A 14,903-nucleotide genomic window follows, 5' to 3' on the forward strand; every position below is an offset into this window, starting at 1 on the left:
ACCCCCAAAGAGCAGGTAAGCTATTTGAGTTGCCTTTCCAGAGGGCCGGGAAGCCGGTCATACTGCGGGGCACATGGTGGGCGTAGCTCAGTTGGCAGAGCGCCTGGTTGTGGTCCAGGAGGTCGCGGGTTCAACCCCCGTCGCTCACCCTCACCGGACGGTATTCAGCCGTCCAAAGGAGGCCGCATCGGATTATTCCGGTGCGGCCTCCTTTGTCTTTACCACCTCTTTTCATCACCGCCCTGCGCCCGCTGCGGGGCCGCAAGCCGAAGGAAAGCGAAGATGACCGTCCTGCCCATCACCATCTGGGGCGAACCCGTGCTGCACCGCCGGGCTTCCGAAGTGGAAGTTTTCGACGACGAGCTGCGCACCCTGATTGCGGACATGTTTGAGACCAATGATGCCGCCAACGGCGTGGGGCTGGCAGCACCGCAGGTAGGGGTGGGCAAGAGAATCTTCGTCTACAAGTACGCGAACGACGACGACGCGCCCGCCAGCGGAGTGGTGGTCAACCCTGTCCTAACACTTTCAAAGATCTCCGGAGCTGCTCCCGACCCCGATGAGGAAGAGGAAGGGTGCCTGTCCTTTCCCGGCGACCAGTACCCGCTTAAACGCGCCGAGTGGGCACGGGTGGAAGGCTTTGATGGAAACGGCCAGCCCGTGAAGTTCGAAGCTACCGGATGGTTTGCCAGGGTCATCCAGCATGAATACGACCACCTGGACGGCAAGCTGTACGTCAACCGCCTGATGGACAGGTACGCGCGCAAGGCCAAGAAAACGGCAAAGAAGAACGGGTGGGGCGTTCCAGGCCTGACTTGGCTGCCGGGCGTGGACCCGGACCCGTTCGGGCACTGAGCAAGCGGTAAACTGCCTCAGGTCGTCCTGATGGTCTGCTGCCCGGGGCACGAGTCCAGAACGCGCTTTATGGCGTCCTTCTCGGCCTCCGTCACCCACAGCCCGTACGCCGCTTTGACGGACACCTGCCGCGCTACGTAATGGCACCTGATGGACTTGTTCTTCGGAAGCCACGTGGCGGCGTCACCCGCACCCTTTTGCTGGTTGCTCGGGCCGTCTGCAGCGATCAGGTTCAGGGGATCATTCGCCAGGTTCTGCCGCTGGCGCGGGGTAAGGGCCTGTGCGCCCTTCTGCCACGCGTCGGAGAGGGCCACCACGTGATCGATCTGGACGGCCGCGCTGCTCTCCTGGCCGCGGCGGAACTCAATGGGCTTTCCCGTGTAGGGCTCCTGGAAATGTCCTGCAGAGATGCGGCACTTTGAGCCCTCCGCAAACACAGCGCCGGCCAGGTCCCGGCGGAGGATGTCATTGCGCGTGTCGCAGCCGTTGCGGTCAGCGTCCAGCCAGGCCTGCCCGAAAGCTTCGCGGGTGTAATTGTCCTTGGCAGCACGGCCCCTAACGGGAAGGGCCTCCAGCGCGTCCGCGGCTGAGCCCGGTGGCACCGGATGGACCGCTGTAACCGGCTTCATCCACGCAGCGTCAAAGACGGGAGCCGCCGTGGGGCCCTCTGCCCCGGGTGCGGCCATTTCAAATTGCCCCGCCGTAAAGAACCAGCCCAGGAGCCCCAGGAGTCCAGCACCGGCCACAGTCAACAGAGCCCAGGCCTGCCGGGAACGGCGTCGCGCCCGCCGGTAGGCGGACCAGCTGACGGTCACCGGACTGCGAATCGAAGGCGGGAGTGGAGCACCCCATGAGCCTAGGTCACACGGAACCGCCGCCCCCGGATATCCACAGTGTGCAGGACGGGTGAAGGGTCACGCCGTCATGGCTACAACTCCCGTGACACCCGCTGGAGGTCCTCCTCGGCGACGGCCAGAAGGCTTTCAAGCTGCTGCACCCGTTCAGCGGTGACGTCGCCCGAAGCATGGGCGGCCCGGGCGCGGTCCAGCAACCGGAGCGCTTCCTTGTGGTTGGCCTTGGCTACGTCAAAGGCGTGCTCCAGCGTGGTTTCGTGTTCAAGGGTCTGATCGTTTTCCATCCCCCAAGTGTGGGCCTGATTCCCGGCTGATTCCAGAGAACCAGCCGGGAATTCACCCAAAGGAACAGTTAACGTCAGACGGCGATGGCCGCCAGGGCTTTCGCGCTCTCCTTGGCCGGGAAGGACGGCGGGTTTACTCCGGCCATTTCCTCCATGACCCGGACCACCTGGCAGCTGTAGCCGAATTCGTTGTCGTACCAGACGTAGACCACCAGGTTCTTATCGGTGGAGACCGTTGCGAGTCCGTCCACGATGCCGGCGCGGCGGGAACCGACGAAGTCAGTCGAAACGACCTCAGGGGAATCGATGTAGTCAATCTGCTTGCGCAGGTCCGAGTGCAGCGACATCTCGCGGAGGTAGTTGTTGACCTCGTCCTTGGTGGTCCCGTTCTCCAGGCTCAGGTTCAGGATGGCCAGTGATACATCGGGGGTGGGGACGCGGATGGAGCTGCCGGTGAGCTTGCCAAGCAGCTCCGGCAGGGCCTTGGCAACTGCCTTGGCTGCTCCGGTTTCCGTGATCACCATGTTCAGGGCGGCGGAACGGCCCCGGCGGTCGCCCTTGTGGAAGTTGTCGATCAGGTTCTGGTCGTTGGTAAACGAGTGGACCGTCTCAACGTGGCCGTGGATCACGCCGAACTTGTCGTTGAGGGCCTTCAGCACGGGCGTGATGGCGTTGGTGGTGCAGGACGCCGCAGAGACAATCGTGTCGGTGTCCTCAATGGTGCCGTGGTTGATGCCGTGCACGATGTTCTTCAGCTCGCCCTTGCCCGGCGCGGTCAGCAGGACGCGGGCGGCACCCTTGCTCTGCAGGTGCTGGGACAGGCCTTCGGCGTCGCGCCAGCGTCCGGTGTTGTCTACCACCAGGGCGTTGTTGATGCCGTAGGCCGTGTAGTCGATGGTGGCGGGATCGTTCGAGTAGATGACCTGGATCCGCACGCCGTTGGCCGTGATGGTGTTGGCTTCCTCGTCGACGCGGATGGTGCCTTCGAAGGAGCCGTGCACGGAGTCGCGGCGCAGCAGGCTGGCCCGCTTCAGCAGGTCGTTGTCGGAGCCGCGGCGCACCACGATGGCACGCAGGCGCAGGCCGTGGCCACCTCCGGCCTTTTCGACCAGCAGGCGGGCGAGGAGCCGGCCAATGCGGCCGAAACCGTACAGGACGACGTCGGTGCTGGTGCGGTCGTCGCCGCCCCGTTTACCCACGATGTCGGCCAGCTCGGAGCGAAGGAACTCTTCAAGGGTGGCGCCGTTGCCCTCTTCCTTGAACTTCTGGTTGAGCCTGGCGATGTCGATGGCCGCGGCGCCGAGCTCCAGCCCGGCCAGGGTGTTCAGCAGGGGTGCGGTCTCCTCCAGGAGGAGTTCGTCCTTGCTCATCCGGCGGGCGAAGCGGTGTGCCTTGAGGATGTTCATGGTGGACTTGTTGATCAGGCTCCGGCCGTGGATGCTCGTGACCACGTTATTTTCGCGGTACAGCCGGCCGATCACCGGAATCATGGCCTCGGCGAGGGCCTCGCGGCCCATCCACGTATCAAGACAAGAATCTGACGTCTGGCTCACAGAAATACCTTCCTCGGTTCAGCCGCATACGTCCTCGTATGCGGATGTAGGCCACCTGATGATGTCCAGGGGCATCCACGCCTGCGGGGTTCGGCCCCCAGGCGCCTGGATCGTGTGCAAAGAAAAACCGCCGGATGCGAACGCAATTCCAGCGGAAGAACCCCTACGTCCGGAATCCATTCTAATTTGGCGCGGCCCCGGGAACAGGCCCGCCGGGCGTGAAATCACTCACACGGAGGTCAGTTATGGAGCGCCGCGTAAAGGTTTAGGCTGCAGGAGAAAAGCACCCAGGAGAAGTAGGGCAGCACCAGCAGCCCGGCCAGGCCGTTCACCGGGCCAAACCGCAGGATCAGGAACACGAGGCACCCGGCCAGCGCGGTGAGCACCGCCAGCGCGGCCCACAGCGCGCCCGGGCCCAGCAGGGGGTAGAGGCCGAAGTAGCTCAGCGGCCAGGCGGCATTGAGCACAAGCTGGACCAGGTAGCCGGCCATGGTGCCGCCGGTGAGCGCACCTTTCCGCCAGACCAGCCAGGCGGCAACAGCGATACTGGCGTACAGAGTCAGCCACACGGAGCGGAACATCCACTGCGGCGGCATCCAGGGTGCCTGTACGGAAGCCGCGAACCAGCCGTGCATGTTCAGCAGGATCGGAACCGTGGCCAACGCCCAGGCCGTGACGGAGAGGGCAAGGAACGCCAGCAGGCCCAGGACCTGCGTGGGCAGGTTGCGGGCCAGGGGGCCGGCAGGCCGGCCGGCCGGCTGCGGATCGGTAATTGCGGGCACGGTTCAGGATCCCCAACACATCTTCCAAGGTCAAACCGGTTGTGCGGATGGGACAACCGATACGCCGGGTTCTGTTCCCCCGTGCCGTTGCCGTCACGGGGGCGACGGCCATCCATCTACGGGTACCGTTGCCGGCACCCTCTAGCGGCCTACCCGGACACTCGGGCGGGCAGCCCTCAAACGTGCCCTGTCTGGCCTTGCTCCGGGTGGGGTTTACCTAGCCTTCCCGGTCACCCGGGAAGCTGGTGGTCTCTTACACCACCGTTTCACCCTTACCTGCCGCTTTCCGAAAACGGAAAACGCAGGCGGTCTATTCTCTGTGGCACTTGCCTGCGGGTTACCCCGAGTGGGCGTTACCCACCACCCTGCCCTGTGGAGCCCGGACGTTCCTCGAGCCACTTTCGTGACGCGCGGCCGCCTGGCTGTCCCATCCGCTTCCAGTCTACCGGCGCCGGCGGCCGCTGCTGCCGCCGGTAGGATCGGACGGTGCTGATTCTGCTTCCCCCCTCCGAAGGAAAGACCCCCGCGGTCAACGGTGCCGCCGTCGATTGGTCGTCTTTGGCCTTTCCCGGCCTCAACCCTGCGCGGGCGAAGGTGCTGGAGGCGCTGGGAACCGTGAGTGCCCACGAGGACGCCCTCGACCTCCTGGGCGTGGGCGCATCGCTGCGTGACGACGTCGTACGCAATACGCGGCTGCACGCTGAACCGGCGGCCCCTGCGCACCGTATCTACACCGGCGTCCTCTACGACGCCCTTGGCTACCGGACCATGACGCCGGCCCAACGCCGAAAGGCTGACGAATCGGTACTGGTGGTATCGGCCCTGTGGGGCGCCATCCGCTTTGGCGACTCCGTGCCCGCCTACCGGCTGTCCATGGGCACGGCACTGCCCGACGTCGGACGCCTCGCCACGTTCTGGAAGCCGCAGCTTTCCGAGGCCCTCGCCTCCGTCGTGGAGGACCAGCTGCTGGTGGACTGCAGGTCCAGCACCTACGCTGCCGCGTGGGCTCCCCCGGCAGGACAGACGGTTTCCGTGAACGTTTTCACCGAAGCCGGCGGTGTGCGTAAAGTCGTCAGCCACTTTGCCAAGCACACCCGGGGCGAGCTGGCCCGCCACCTGCTCTCGCGCCGGGGCAAGGCGCCGTCGACGCCTGCCGGGCTGCTGAAGGCCGCCCAGGAGCGGTGGACTGCAGAGCTCGTGCCCGGAACGGCCCGCAAGCCGCATGCGCTGAACATCATCCTGCCGGGCTAAGGCTCTCCTGCCCGGCCCAACACGGTAGCGCCACGCGCCGTTGTGGCCGGGCAAATCGGCGCCAGGAGCTGCGTACGTGGGTCAGGCCCACTCCTCCGAACGGACCAGGATGGCACCTGAGTCGGGGCAAAAAACGATGTCGTCTCCGGAAGCGGCGGTGATCTCCGCGAGGTCGCCGGGGCTCAGCTTCATGCCCGAGGCCTCTGAGGTCCCATGGAACAGCCGGGCAGCGCCCACGCCGCGTTTGGCCAGGGTCTTCTCATAGATGGCCAGCATTCCGGCGTCCAGTCCTGCGGCAAACTCAGTGCGCTTGCCCCGCACGTCTGCAGCCTCCGCGTCGACGGCGGCGAGCTCCTTGTCCAGTTCCGCGCGGATGCTGCCGAACGAGCCCTGGATATCGTCCACGATCTGCTGCTGGGCAGCCTGCCGCTCACGCAGTGTGTCAAGGCGTTCCAGGACTTCCAGCTCCACGTCTTCGAGGTCCGAACGCCTTCTGTTGAGCGAAGCGATGTCCTTCTGGAGTGCCACCAGGTCCTTGGACAGTCCCGTGCCGCTGTTCAGGCGCGCTTCGTCCCGCTCAATGCGTGTGGCCACCTGTTCAACGTCCGCCTCGGCCCGCTTCAACTCGGCTTCGGCATCGTGCACGGCAACTTTTGCGGCACCAAGTTCGCCGCTGGCCACGGAGAGCGCAGCCTCAAGGTCCTTGATGCGGGGATCGTTCTCCAGCGAGCGGCGGCGGCTGGCCAGGGCCTTGAGCTTTGCATCCAGGCCTTGCAGGTCGAGCAACTTGATCTGTTCCGCCGGTGCTGCCTTCGCCACTGTAACCTCCGCTTGATCCCTCCGGCCACGGCCGGGCACCTTACCGGCGCTTCCTCGACTCTAGCGCCTGGCCGGTGTCCCTGCCTCGACGGACTTCACGGGTGCGCGGCGCGTCAGCCCGGAGTAAGGATGAAATCCCAGGGATCGCTGTTGGTGGCACTGACCTGGATTTCGACGTCGTGCCCCTGATCGGCGAGGACGTTGCCCAAAGCTGCCGCAGCGGCCGGCAGCCAGAGCCATTCGCTGGCGAAGTGGGATACGTCCACCAGGTAAGGGCGCCCGTTCAGGGCGGCTTCCCGCGCCTCCGAAGCCGGATGGTGCCGCAGGTCGGCAGTGACATAGACGTCGGCGTTGCTGGCCCGGACTTCGTTGAACAGCGAGTCCCCCGCGCCGCCGCACACCGCGATCCGCCGGACCAGGCCGTCCTTGTCACCGGAGACGCGCACTCCCCCGGCTACGGACGGCAGGATGCCGAACACCCTGGCCGCAAAGTCGCCCAGGGTCATGGCGTCCTCGAGGTCTCCCACGCGCCCAATACCTTCCTCCGGCAACCCGTTGGCCGCCACGGTCAGCGGGGCAACATCCTGAAGGCCCAGCGCGTCCGCCAGCACATCGGACACACCCCCGACGGCGGAATCACCATTAGTGTGGACCGTCAGCAGGGCTGTTCCGGACTCGATGAGCCGGTGGACCGCACGGCCTTTGGGGGTGGTGGCCGCGACGGACGTAACGCCTTTAAGGAGCAGCGGATGATGGGTGATCAGAAGTTCGGCGCCCCAATCGACGGCTTCCTCGATCACCTCCAGCGTGGGATCGACGGCGAACATCACCTTGGTGACCGGCGCCGCAGGGTGCCCCGCCACGAGGCCCACCTCGTCCCAGCCTTCGGCCAGGGATTCAGGCCACAGCTCCTCCACCGCAAGCAGCAGGTCGCCGAGGGTGGGAGCCCCGTCCGGCACCCCGCCGGCCTGCCCGGCGAAGGGGGCGTCGCCGTCGTGCTCGTCCGGACCGGTAACGTCGGTGTCCACAGGTTCCATAGTCTTAGTTTTACCCCATCGCCCGGCAGGCGCAGGCATGCTGCCCGGTGCGACGCGGGAAGCGCCGGGGAATCATCCGGCGCTGCCAACCATTGAAGAGGTCATGAAAACTTTTGTTCTCGGCGGAGGCTGCTTCTGGTGCCTCGACGCCGTCTACCAGAAAACAAAGGGTGTCACGGCGGTGGTGTCCGGCTACACGGGCGGCCACGATCCGTACCCTGACTACTACTCAGTCTGCAGCGGCACCACCGGTCACGCCGAAGTGGTGGCTGTGACCTTCGATGAGGAGATCATCCCCGCCGAGGTCATCCTGGACATGTTCTTCGCCCTGCACGACCCCACCACGCTGAACCGGCAGGGTTACGACGTGGGAACCCAGTACCGCTCCTCGATGTTCTACGAAACCACCGAGGAGAAGATCCTGTTCGAGGAAGCCATCGACCGGAACCAGGCCTTGTGGAGCCACCCGATCGTCACCGAGGTCAGCCGCCTCCCCCGGTTCCATGTTGCCGAGGAGTTCCATCAGGACTACTACGCAAAGCATCCCGAGCAGGGCTACTGCCAGGTCATCATCAACCCCAAACTCGCCAAGGCCAGGAAATATTACTCTGCATGGCTTAACGCTTAGCCAGCATTACGCGGCCTCGTTAGGCTGACCTCAGTATTCACCCCTCACAGATAGGCGTATCTACATGGCACGGATTTATGACGACGTAACGCAGCTGGTAGGCCGCACCCCCTTGGTCAGGCTGAACCGGCTCAGCGAGGGGCTGGGTGCCACCGTTGCCGTAAAGCTTGAGTTCTACAACCCGGCCAACAGTGTGAAGGACCGCATCGGTGTGGCCATCATCGACGCTGCCGAAAAGTCCGGTACGCTGAAGCCGGGCGGCACCATCGTCGAAGGCACCTCCGGCAACACCGGAATCGCCCTGGCCATGGTCGGCGCAGCACGCGGCTACAAGGTCATCCTCACCATGCCCGAAACCATGTCCACGGAACGCCGTGTCATGCTCCGCGCCTTCGGCGCCGAGATCGTCCTCACGCCCGGTTCCGAGGGCATGCGCGGCGCAGTCGAAAAGGCCCAGGAAATCGTGGCCAACACCGAAAACTCCATCTGGGCCCAGCAGTTCGCCAATGACGCCAACCCGCAGATTCACCGTGACACCACGGCCGAGGAAGTCTGGGCCGACACCGACGGCGCCGTGGACATCTTCGTCGCCGGCGTGGGCACCGGCGGCACCATCACCGGCGTCGGGCAGGTCCTGAAGGAGCGCAAGCCCGGCGTGCAGATCGTGGCCGTGGAACCCAAAGATTCCCCCATCCTCAACGGCGGCGCCCCGGGCCCGCACAAGATCCAGGGTCTGGGTGCCAACTTCATCCCGGAGCTCCTGGACACCAACGTCTACGACGAGGTCATCGACGCACCCCTCGAGGACTCCGTCCGGGTGGCCCGCGAGCTCGGCGTGAAGGAAGGCATCCTGGGCGGCATCTCGTCCGGCGCCATCGTCTGGGCAGCCCTGGAGCTGGCCAAGCGCCCCGAAAACGCCGGCAAGCTGATCGTTGCGGTCGTCTGCGACTTCGGAGAGCGTTACATCTCCACGGTCCTCTATGACGACATCCGCGGCTGATCAGACCGCGCAGTCGCCCGTTTCCTGTAGAAAGAACTTTGTGGGCTTTTTCGCAAGACTAAAAGAGGACCTCGACGCCGCCCGGTCGCACGACCCGGCGGCTCGGGGCTCCCTCGAGAACTTTTTCGCCTATTCCGGCCTGCACGCCATCTGGATCCACCGGCTGACGCACCGCCTGTGGCAGAACCCGGCGCTGCGTTTTCCCGCCCGGCTCATTTCGCAGCTGGGCCGGTTCACCACCGGAATCGAAATCCATCCCGGCGCCACCATCGGGCGTCGGTTCTTCATCGATCACGGCATGGGCGTGGTCATCGGCGAAACCGCCGAAATCGGTGAGGACGTCATGATCTACCACGGTGTCACGCTGGGCGGCCGTTCGCTGGCCCGGATCAAGCGGCACCCCACCATCGGTGACCGCGTGACCATCGGCGCCGGCGCCAAAATCCTCGGCCCCATCACCATCGGCCGGGACAGCGCTGTAGGCGCCAACGCAGTGGTGGTCAAGGACGCTCCGCCGGAGTCGATCGTCACGGGCGTGCCTGCCAAATGGCGGCACCGTGACGCGCAGCGGGAGACCAAACCTGCCGTCGACCCCGCCGAGTACGACATCGAATACCGCATCTAAGGTCCGGCCCGGGGTACGCCCGGGAATGCTGGGCGCACCATGGCCGGCGGCACATAAAAGGCGGGCAGTTCCAGGATTTCCCTGAAACTGCCCGCCTTTTGCGTTGTGTCAGCGGATGCTAGTGGGTGTCTACCGCTTCGATCTCTGACTTGTCTTCGCCCCAGAGGGTGTGGAACGTACCTTCGGCGTCCACGCGGCCGTAGGTGTGGGCACCGAAGAGGTCGCGCTGGCCCTGGATAAGGGCTGCAGCAACGCGCTTGCGGCGCAGGCCATCGTAGTAGGCCAGCGAGGACGAAAAGACGGGCACCGGGATGCCGAGCTGCACAGCGGTGGCCACCACGCGGCGCCACGCCGGCAGTGCGTCCGCGATGGCCTTGGTGAAGGCCGGTGCAAACAGCAGGTTGGCGGGCTTCTCGTCGGCGGCGTAAGCCTTGGTGATGTCCTTGAGGAGTTCTGCGCGGATGATGCAGCCGGCACGCCAGAGCGAGGCGATCTCGTCCAGCTTCAGGTCCCAGCCGTATTCCTTGGCGGCGGACGTCAGCATGTCCAGGCCCTGGGCGTAGGAGACGAGCTTGGAGGCGTAGAGCGCCTGGCGGACGTCTTCGACGAAGGTCTCCGGAATTTCGACGGCGGATTCGCCGCCCTCGAGGAGTTCCTGGCCCAGCTTGCGCTGGCCTGCCTGTGAGGACAGTGCGCGGGCGAAGACGGATTCGGCGATGCCGGACACCGGCGAACCCAGTTCCAGTGCGGAAATGACAGTCCAGCGGCCGGTACCCTTCTGGCCGGCAGCGTCCACGACGACATCGACGAAGGGCTTGCCGGTCTTGGCGTCCACGTGCCCCAGGACCTCAGCGGAAATCTCGATCAGGAAGGAGGAGAGGTCGCCCTTGTTCCATTCCGTGAAGATCTTCGACTGTTCGGCGGGCTCGATACCTGCACCGGAGCGGAGCAGGTCGAAGGCCTCGCCGATAACCTGCATGTCGGCGTACTCAATGCCGTTGTGGACCATCTTGACGAAGTGGCCGGCGCCGTCGGTGCCGACCCAGGCGCAGCAGGGCTCGCCGTCCACCTTGGCGGAAATCTTCTCAAGGAGGGGGCCGAGGGCCTTGTAGGACTCTTTGGATCCGCCGGGCATGATGGACGGGCCGTTCAGCGCGCCCTCCTCACCGCCGGACACGCCGACGCCCACGAAGTGCAGGTCCTTCTTGGCCAGTGCTGCTTCCCGGCGGCGGGTGTCCTCGTAGTGCGAGTTACCGGCGTCAATGATGATGTCGCCCGCTTCCAGAAGCGGCTCAAGCTGCTCGATGACCGAGTCGACCGGCTTGCCGGCCTTGACCATGATCAGCACCCGGCGGGGCTTCTCCAGCGAATCCACGAGCTCCTGCAGGGTCTCGGTGCGGATGAAGTCGCCTTCAGTACCGTACTTTTCCAGCAGGGTATCCGTCTTTTCCACGGACCGGTTGTGCAGGGCCACGGTGAAGCCGTTGCGGGCCAGGTTGCGGGCCAGGTTGGCGCCCATCACCGCGAGGCCGGTGACACCGATGTGTGCAGACATCAAAACTCCAATTCATTGCGTACGACGGAAAGTGCGGCAGGCCTGTCCCGCGCGGGATGGCGCTGCGCTGATCAAGCTGTCGGAATAAAGCATATATATTCTTCGGGTCACAGGGAAGTAACGCCCATCCAGTGGACCAGACCGGGCCCGCCGCGGTCCATCCCCGGAGCATGGCCTCGTGCTGCTGCGCACTAGGCTTGCAGCATGACAAGCAGCCTGCACCACCGTGCCATCGAAAACCTTGGCACCCGCATCATCTCGGGAGAATTGCCCGCAGGCCACCTCATGCTTGCAGAACAGCTCGAAGTCGAACTGAAGGTTTCCCGCTCGGTGATCCGGGAGGCTGTCCGGGTGCTGCAGTCCCTGGGACTGGTGGAGACCACCAAACGGGTGGGCATCCGCGTCCTGCCCGCCAGCCGGTGGAATCCGTTCGATCCGCAAGTCATCCGCTGGCGGCTGGCAGGCAACGCCCGTGGCGCCCAGCTGCGGTCACTGGCCGAGCTCCGCGCGGCAGTAGAACCCGTTGCGGCCGAGCTGGCGGCCCAGAATGCCCCCGCTCCGCTGCGCCTGGAATTGGTTGACGTGGCCTACGCCATGCGCGACGCCGGCAACAAGGGTGACGTGCCCCGCTTCCTCGAGCTCGACATTCACTTCCACTCACTGCTGCTTTCCGGCTCCGGCAACGAGATGTTCGCCAACCTGATGGGCCAGGTGGCAGAGACGCTGACGGGACGCACTGTCCACGGCCTCATGCCCGACCATCCGCACGAAGCCGCCCTGCAGTGGCACGTGGATGTGGCCGAAGCAATCTCCAGGGGCGACGCAGCTGCTGCCCGCGAGGCCTCCGACCACATCATGCGCAGGACGATGTCGCAGATGTCCGATTCCTGGACCGAACAGCCACGGGTTTTCATCCCGGTCAAGCGCTGAACCCCGGACAGCCGACAACAGTCCGGCGCTATCTTCCACTCCCCCGCGACACACATCCACGAACAACTTCTTGTTTCCGGAACTTCACTGTATATTCATCTCAGGCCCTCCACCGCGGCATCCCCCAATAGTCGCGGTGGAGGGTTTTCCAATGCCCGGAAGTGGCCCAGTGCCTGCCAAAAGCCCCTAGGCGGCATCCGCAACGGCATCCCGCAGCCGCCATCCTCCGCCGAGCCCGTCGCGCTCAAGCAGCATGGTGGTCAGCGCTGAGCCGGCGTTCCTTCCCAGGCGCACCTGGACCTGCAGGATTTCTACGTCCACCCTGCTGCGGCCCCGGGGCATCCTGCGGTTGGTTTCCCACCAGTTGACCCGTTCGAACCATCTCACCGGCTCGGCGCCCACCAGCCACTCACGGCCGCGGCAAACCACCGATGCGGGTATTCCATTGCCCTCGTCACGGACGATCACGTGTTCCATGCCTGTACGTTATGGCGTGGGTCTGACAACGCGCTCCGGGAAAATCCCGGCGGCAGTATCCCTGAAAAAGGGCAAGAAAAAACCCGCCTGGCGTTCTTTGTAAAGCACGCCAGGCGGGTTTTTGGTGGGTCCTACCGGGATCGAACCGATGACATCCACGGTGTAAACGTGGCGCTCTACCAGCTGAGCTAAAGACCCTTGCCAATTGGAATGCTTTCGATAAGCCGCAAACCAACGAACATAGACTCTACCTGACACGGGCGGCTAAACGCGAATCGGGATCCGGACCCGGCTTCCGGGGGTTTCCTGCCGGTCAGAGGGGCGAAAGATGCTGCGCCAACCACCTCAGTGACTCGCTCACTCCCGCTTCAAGCTTGATGGTGGCTTTGTCATCCCCCCGCGTCTCGCCCCGGTTGATGATAACTACCGGCTTGCCGCCCTTGGCTGCGTGGCGAACAAAACGCAGGCCGCTCATCACGGTCAGGGATGAGCCCGCCACCAGCAGGGCCGCCGCCTCATCCACGATCGCATAGGAACGCTCCACACGGTCCTTGGGCACGTTCTCGCCGAAGTACACGAAGTCCGGCTTCAGCGTCCCTCCACATGCCGGGCAGACGGCCACGACGAAGCTGCTGATCAGGCCCAGGTCTTCCACCGTGGCGTCCGCATCAGGGGCCATCTCCACGAGGCCGGATTTCTCGGCCTGCTCCAGGAACCCCTGGTTGAGCTCACCCAACATGCCGGCGAGGAGCCCGCGGGAGTAGGTACGCCCGCAATCGAGGCAGACCACTTGGTCATACCGGCCGTGGAGGTCCACCACGTTGGTACTTCCCGCGTCCTCGTGGAGCCGGTCCACATTCTGCGTGATGAGGCCTGTCAGGTATCCCCGGCGCTCAAGCTCTGCCGCTGCGAGGTGTCCATGGTTCGGATCGGCATGCCGCAGATGGGACCAGCCGATGTGGTTCCGTGCCCAGTACCGCTGCCTGTTGGCCGGGTCCCTGACAAATTCCTGGTAGGTCATGGGTGAGCGTGGCGGGGACCCCGGACCACGGTAGTCGGGAATTCCGGAATCAGTGCTCAGGCCCGCCCCCGTGAGCAGGGCGAACGGCGCTCCGGACAGGAGGTCGCGTATACGGCCCAGGGCCTCAAGTTCCCGGCTCGATGGGTGGGCCGGCTCGACGCGCGGCATGCTGGCGAACCCGGTGAGTCCAACCCCGTGCCGCGGCTTCTCCACTGCCGTCAGGCCTGTTCCAGCCCGGCCAGCGCTGTGCGGTAGGCGGAAAAGTCGCGTGCCTGGCCGCGGGGATTTACCACGGTGTACCGGATGACGCCGCCGGCGTCGATGATGAAAGTACCGCGTCTCGCCATGCCGCTGTCTTCATCAAAGACACCGTAAGTGCGGGCAACGCCGCCGTGTGGCCAGAAGTCGGCGAGCAGGTCGAAGCTGTAACCTTCCTGCCCGGCGTAGGCCCGGAGGCTGAACTTGCTGTCGACAGAAACGGCCAGGACGGTGGCATTCGAGTCCTCGAACGAGGCAAGGTTGTCCCTGATCTCGCAGAGTTCGCCCGTGCAGATGCCGGAAAAGGCAAACGGGTAGAAGACCAGGACAACGTTCTGGCCGCGGAACGACGACAGCCGGACCGGTTCGCCAAACTGGTTGGAAAGTTCAAAGTCCGGCGCCGGATCGCCCGCCGCCAGCAGGGATGAAGCAGCAGCAGCAGGCGCTTGCGTCACTTGTTCTTCCTGCTGACCAGCCTTGTTGCACTCCAGTCCTTGGAGACCCCGGCCGACGTCGTCACGTGCAGGCCGGCGGTGGGCGCTGCTTCCTGGATATCAGCAGGCGAGACGTATCCGTCGCGGCCTGACTTTGGCGTCAGGATCCAGACCACGCCGCTTTCGCTGAGGGTGGTCAGTGAGTCCATCAGGCTGTCCACCAGGTCGCCGTCGCCGTCGCGCCACCAGAAGATGACGGCGTCCGCCACTTCATGGTCATCCTCGTCGAGCATGTCTGCGCCGGTGAGGTCCTCGATGTCGTCACGCAAGTCGAAGTCGACGTCGTCGTCGTAACCGAACTCCTGAATCAGATCCCCATTTTTGAAACCCAATTTTTCCGCCACATTTACCGAAGTGGCGGCGTCGGCCTCGCTCACGTGTTCCTCCAATACGTTTGATATGCAATCTGCATAGTGATTTCCATTACTCCCAAGCCAACACCCTTTGTGCCTGCGCTTCAAGCTGGCATACCCGGAATTG

General features: G+C 64.7%; 17 protein-coding genes, 2 tRNA genes and 1 other RNA gene. 7 read left to right on the forward strand and 13 right to left on the reverse strand.

All coding sequences use genetic code 11. From position 1 onward, the window contains the following. Positions 1 to 76 precede the first annotated feature (76 nt). Positions 77 to 149: transfer RNA gene (locus ACHL_RS11030), tRNA-His, on the forward strand. A gap of 133 nt (positions 150 to 282) precedes the next feature. Continuing rightward, on the forward strand, positions 283 to 855 hold the full coding sequence (gene def, locus ACHL_RS11035) for a peptide deformylase (protein WP_015937371.1): 573 nt from the start codon (positions 283 to 285) through the stop codon (positions 853 to 855). A gap of 17 nt (positions 856 to 872) precedes the next feature. Here def and ACHL_RS11040 read toward each other — a convergent pair whose 3' ends face one another. The 5 genes from ACHL_RS11040 to rnpB form a co-directional block, all read right to left on the reverse strand. Further along, positions 873 to 1,670: an HNH endonuclease family protein gene (locus tag ACHL_RS11040; protein ID WP_043793986.1), complete on the reverse strand. Its 798-nt coding sequence runs from the start codon at positions 1,668 to 1,670 to the stop codon at positions 873 to 875. 113 nt (positions 1,671 to 1,783) lie between these two features. Beyond that, entirely contained in the window at positions 1,784 to 1,993 is a 210-nt protein-coding gene (locus ACHL_RS11045; protein WP_015937373.1) for a hypothetical protein, read from the reverse strand. Between the two features lie 74 nt (positions 1,994 to 2,067). Further along, positions 2,068 to 3,546: a glyceraldehyde-3-phosphate dehydrogenase gene (locus ACHL_RS11050; protein ID WP_015937374.1), complete on the reverse strand. Its 1,479-nt coding sequence runs from the start codon at positions 3,544 to 3,546 to the stop codon at positions 2,068 to 2,070. A gap of 239 nt (positions 3,547 to 3,785) precedes the next feature. After that, positions 3,786 to 4,328, reverse strand: a complete 543-nt coding sequence (locus ACHL_RS11055) for a TspO/MBR family protein (protein WP_015937375.1) — start codon at positions 4,326 to 4,328, stop codon at positions 3,786 to 3,788. Between the two features lie 44 nt (positions 4,329 to 4,372). Continuing rightward, positions 4,373 to 4,758, reverse strand: an RNA gene (gene rnpB, locus ACHL_RS23480) — RNase P RNA component class A. 56 nt (positions 4,759 to 4,814) lie between these two features. Between rnpB and ACHL_RS11060 the strand changes: the two genes are divergently transcribed. Then, positions 4,815 to 5,579, forward strand: coding sequence for a YaaA family protein (locus ACHL_RS11060; RefSeq protein WP_015937376.1), 765 nt, complete (start codon positions 4,815 to 4,817; stop codon positions 5,577 to 5,579). Between the two features lie 81 nt (positions 5,580 to 5,660). Here ACHL_RS11060 and ACHL_RS11065 read toward each other — a convergent pair whose 3' ends face one another. Further along, positions 5,661 to 6,398, reverse strand: coding sequence for a zinc ribbon domain-containing protein (locus ACHL_RS11065; protein WP_015937377.1), 738 nt, complete (start codon positions 6,396 to 6,398; stop codon positions 5,661 to 5,663). 113 nt (positions 6,399 to 6,511) lie between these two features. Then, entirely contained in the window at positions 6,512 to 7,435 is a 924-nt protein-coding gene (locus tag ACHL_RS11070; RefSeq protein ID WP_015937378.1) for a Nif3-like dinuclear metal center hexameric protein, read from the reverse strand. 103 nt (positions 7,436 to 7,538) lie between these two features. Between ACHL_RS11070 and msrA the strand changes: the two genes are divergently transcribed. The 3 genes from msrA (at position 7,539) to epsC (ending at position 9,688) form a co-directional block, all read left to right on the forward strand. Continuing rightward, positions 7,539 to 8,063, forward strand: coding sequence for a peptide-methionine (S)-S-oxide reductase MsrA (msrA, locus tag ACHL_RS11075; protein ID WP_015937379.1), 525 nt, complete (start codon positions 7,539 to 7,541; stop codon positions 8,061 to 8,063). Positions 8,064 to 8,127: 64 nt separating this feature from the next. After that, positions 8,128 to 9,063, forward strand: coding sequence for a cysteine synthase A (gene cysK, locus ACHL_RS11080; RefSeq protein WP_015937380.1), 936 nt, complete (start codon positions 8,128 to 8,130; stop codon positions 9,061 to 9,063). A gap of 40 nt (positions 9,064 to 9,103) precedes the next feature. Further along, on the forward strand, positions 9,104 to 9,688 hold the full coding sequence (epsC, locus tag ACHL_RS11085) for a serine O-acetyltransferase EpsC (RefSeq protein ID WP_043793992.1): 585 nt from the start codon (positions 9,104 to 9,106) through the stop codon (positions 9,686 to 9,688). Positions 9,689 to 9,806: 118 nt separating this feature from the next. Here the strand turns inward: epsC and gndA are convergent, their stop codons facing one another. Then, on the reverse strand, positions 9,807 to 11,243 hold the full coding sequence (gndA, locus tag ACHL_RS11090) for an NADP-dependent phosphogluconate dehydrogenase (protein ID WP_015937382.1): 1,437 nt from the start codon (positions 11,241 to 11,243) through the stop codon (positions 9,807 to 9,809). 204 nt (positions 11,244 to 11,447) lie between these two features. Between gndA and ACHL_RS11095 the strand changes: the two genes are divergently transcribed. Further along, entirely contained in the window at positions 11,448 to 12,173 is a 726-nt protein-coding gene (locus ACHL_RS11095) for a FadR/GntR family transcriptional regulator (protein ID WP_015937383.1), read from the forward strand. 186 nt (positions 12,174 to 12,359) lie between these two features. On the opposite strand, the gene ACHL_RS11100 is transcribed toward ACHL_RS11095, so the two are convergent. The 5 genes from ACHL_RS11100 to ACHL_RS11120 form a co-directional block, all read right to left on the reverse strand. Beyond that, complete coding sequence (locus ACHL_RS11100) at positions 12,360 to 12,650, reverse strand: hypothetical protein (protein WP_015937384.1); 291 nt, start codon at positions 12,648 to 12,650, stop codon at positions 12,360 to 12,362. A gap of 122 nt (positions 12,651 to 12,772) precedes the next feature. After that, positions 12,773 to 12,848, reverse strand: a tRNA-Val gene (locus tag ACHL_RS11105). Between the two features lie 115 nt (positions 12,849 to 12,963). Continuing rightward, the gene (locus tag ACHL_RS11110) at positions 12,964 to 13,884 is read right to left on the reverse strand and encodes a Sir2 family NAD-dependent protein deacetylase (RefSeq protein WP_015937385.1); all 921 of its coding nucleotides are present in this window, start codon (positions 13,882 to 13,884) and stop codon (positions 12,964 to 12,966) included. A 5-nt stretch (positions 13,885 to 13,889) separates the two neighbouring features. Further along, complete coding sequence (locus ACHL_RS11115; protein WP_015937386.1) at positions 13,890 to 14,384, reverse strand: peroxiredoxin; 495 nt, start codon at positions 14,382 to 14,384, stop codon at positions 13,890 to 13,892. Beyond that, complete coding sequence (locus tag ACHL_RS11120; RefSeq protein ID WP_015937387.1) at positions 14,381 to 14,800, reverse strand: DUF3052 domain-containing protein; 420 nt, start codon at positions 14,798 to 14,800, stop codon at positions 14,381 to 14,383. The genes ACHL_RS11115 and ACHL_RS11120 overlap by 4 nt, the downstream gene beginning before the upstream one ends. Between the last annotated feature and the right edge of the window lie 103 nt (positions 14,801 to 14,903).

The organism is Pseudarthrobacter chlorophenolicus A6, assembly GCF_000022025.1.
Classification (GTDB): Bacteria; Actinomycetota; Actinomycetes; order Actinomycetales; family Micrococcaceae; genus Arthrobacter; species Arthrobacter chlorophenolicus.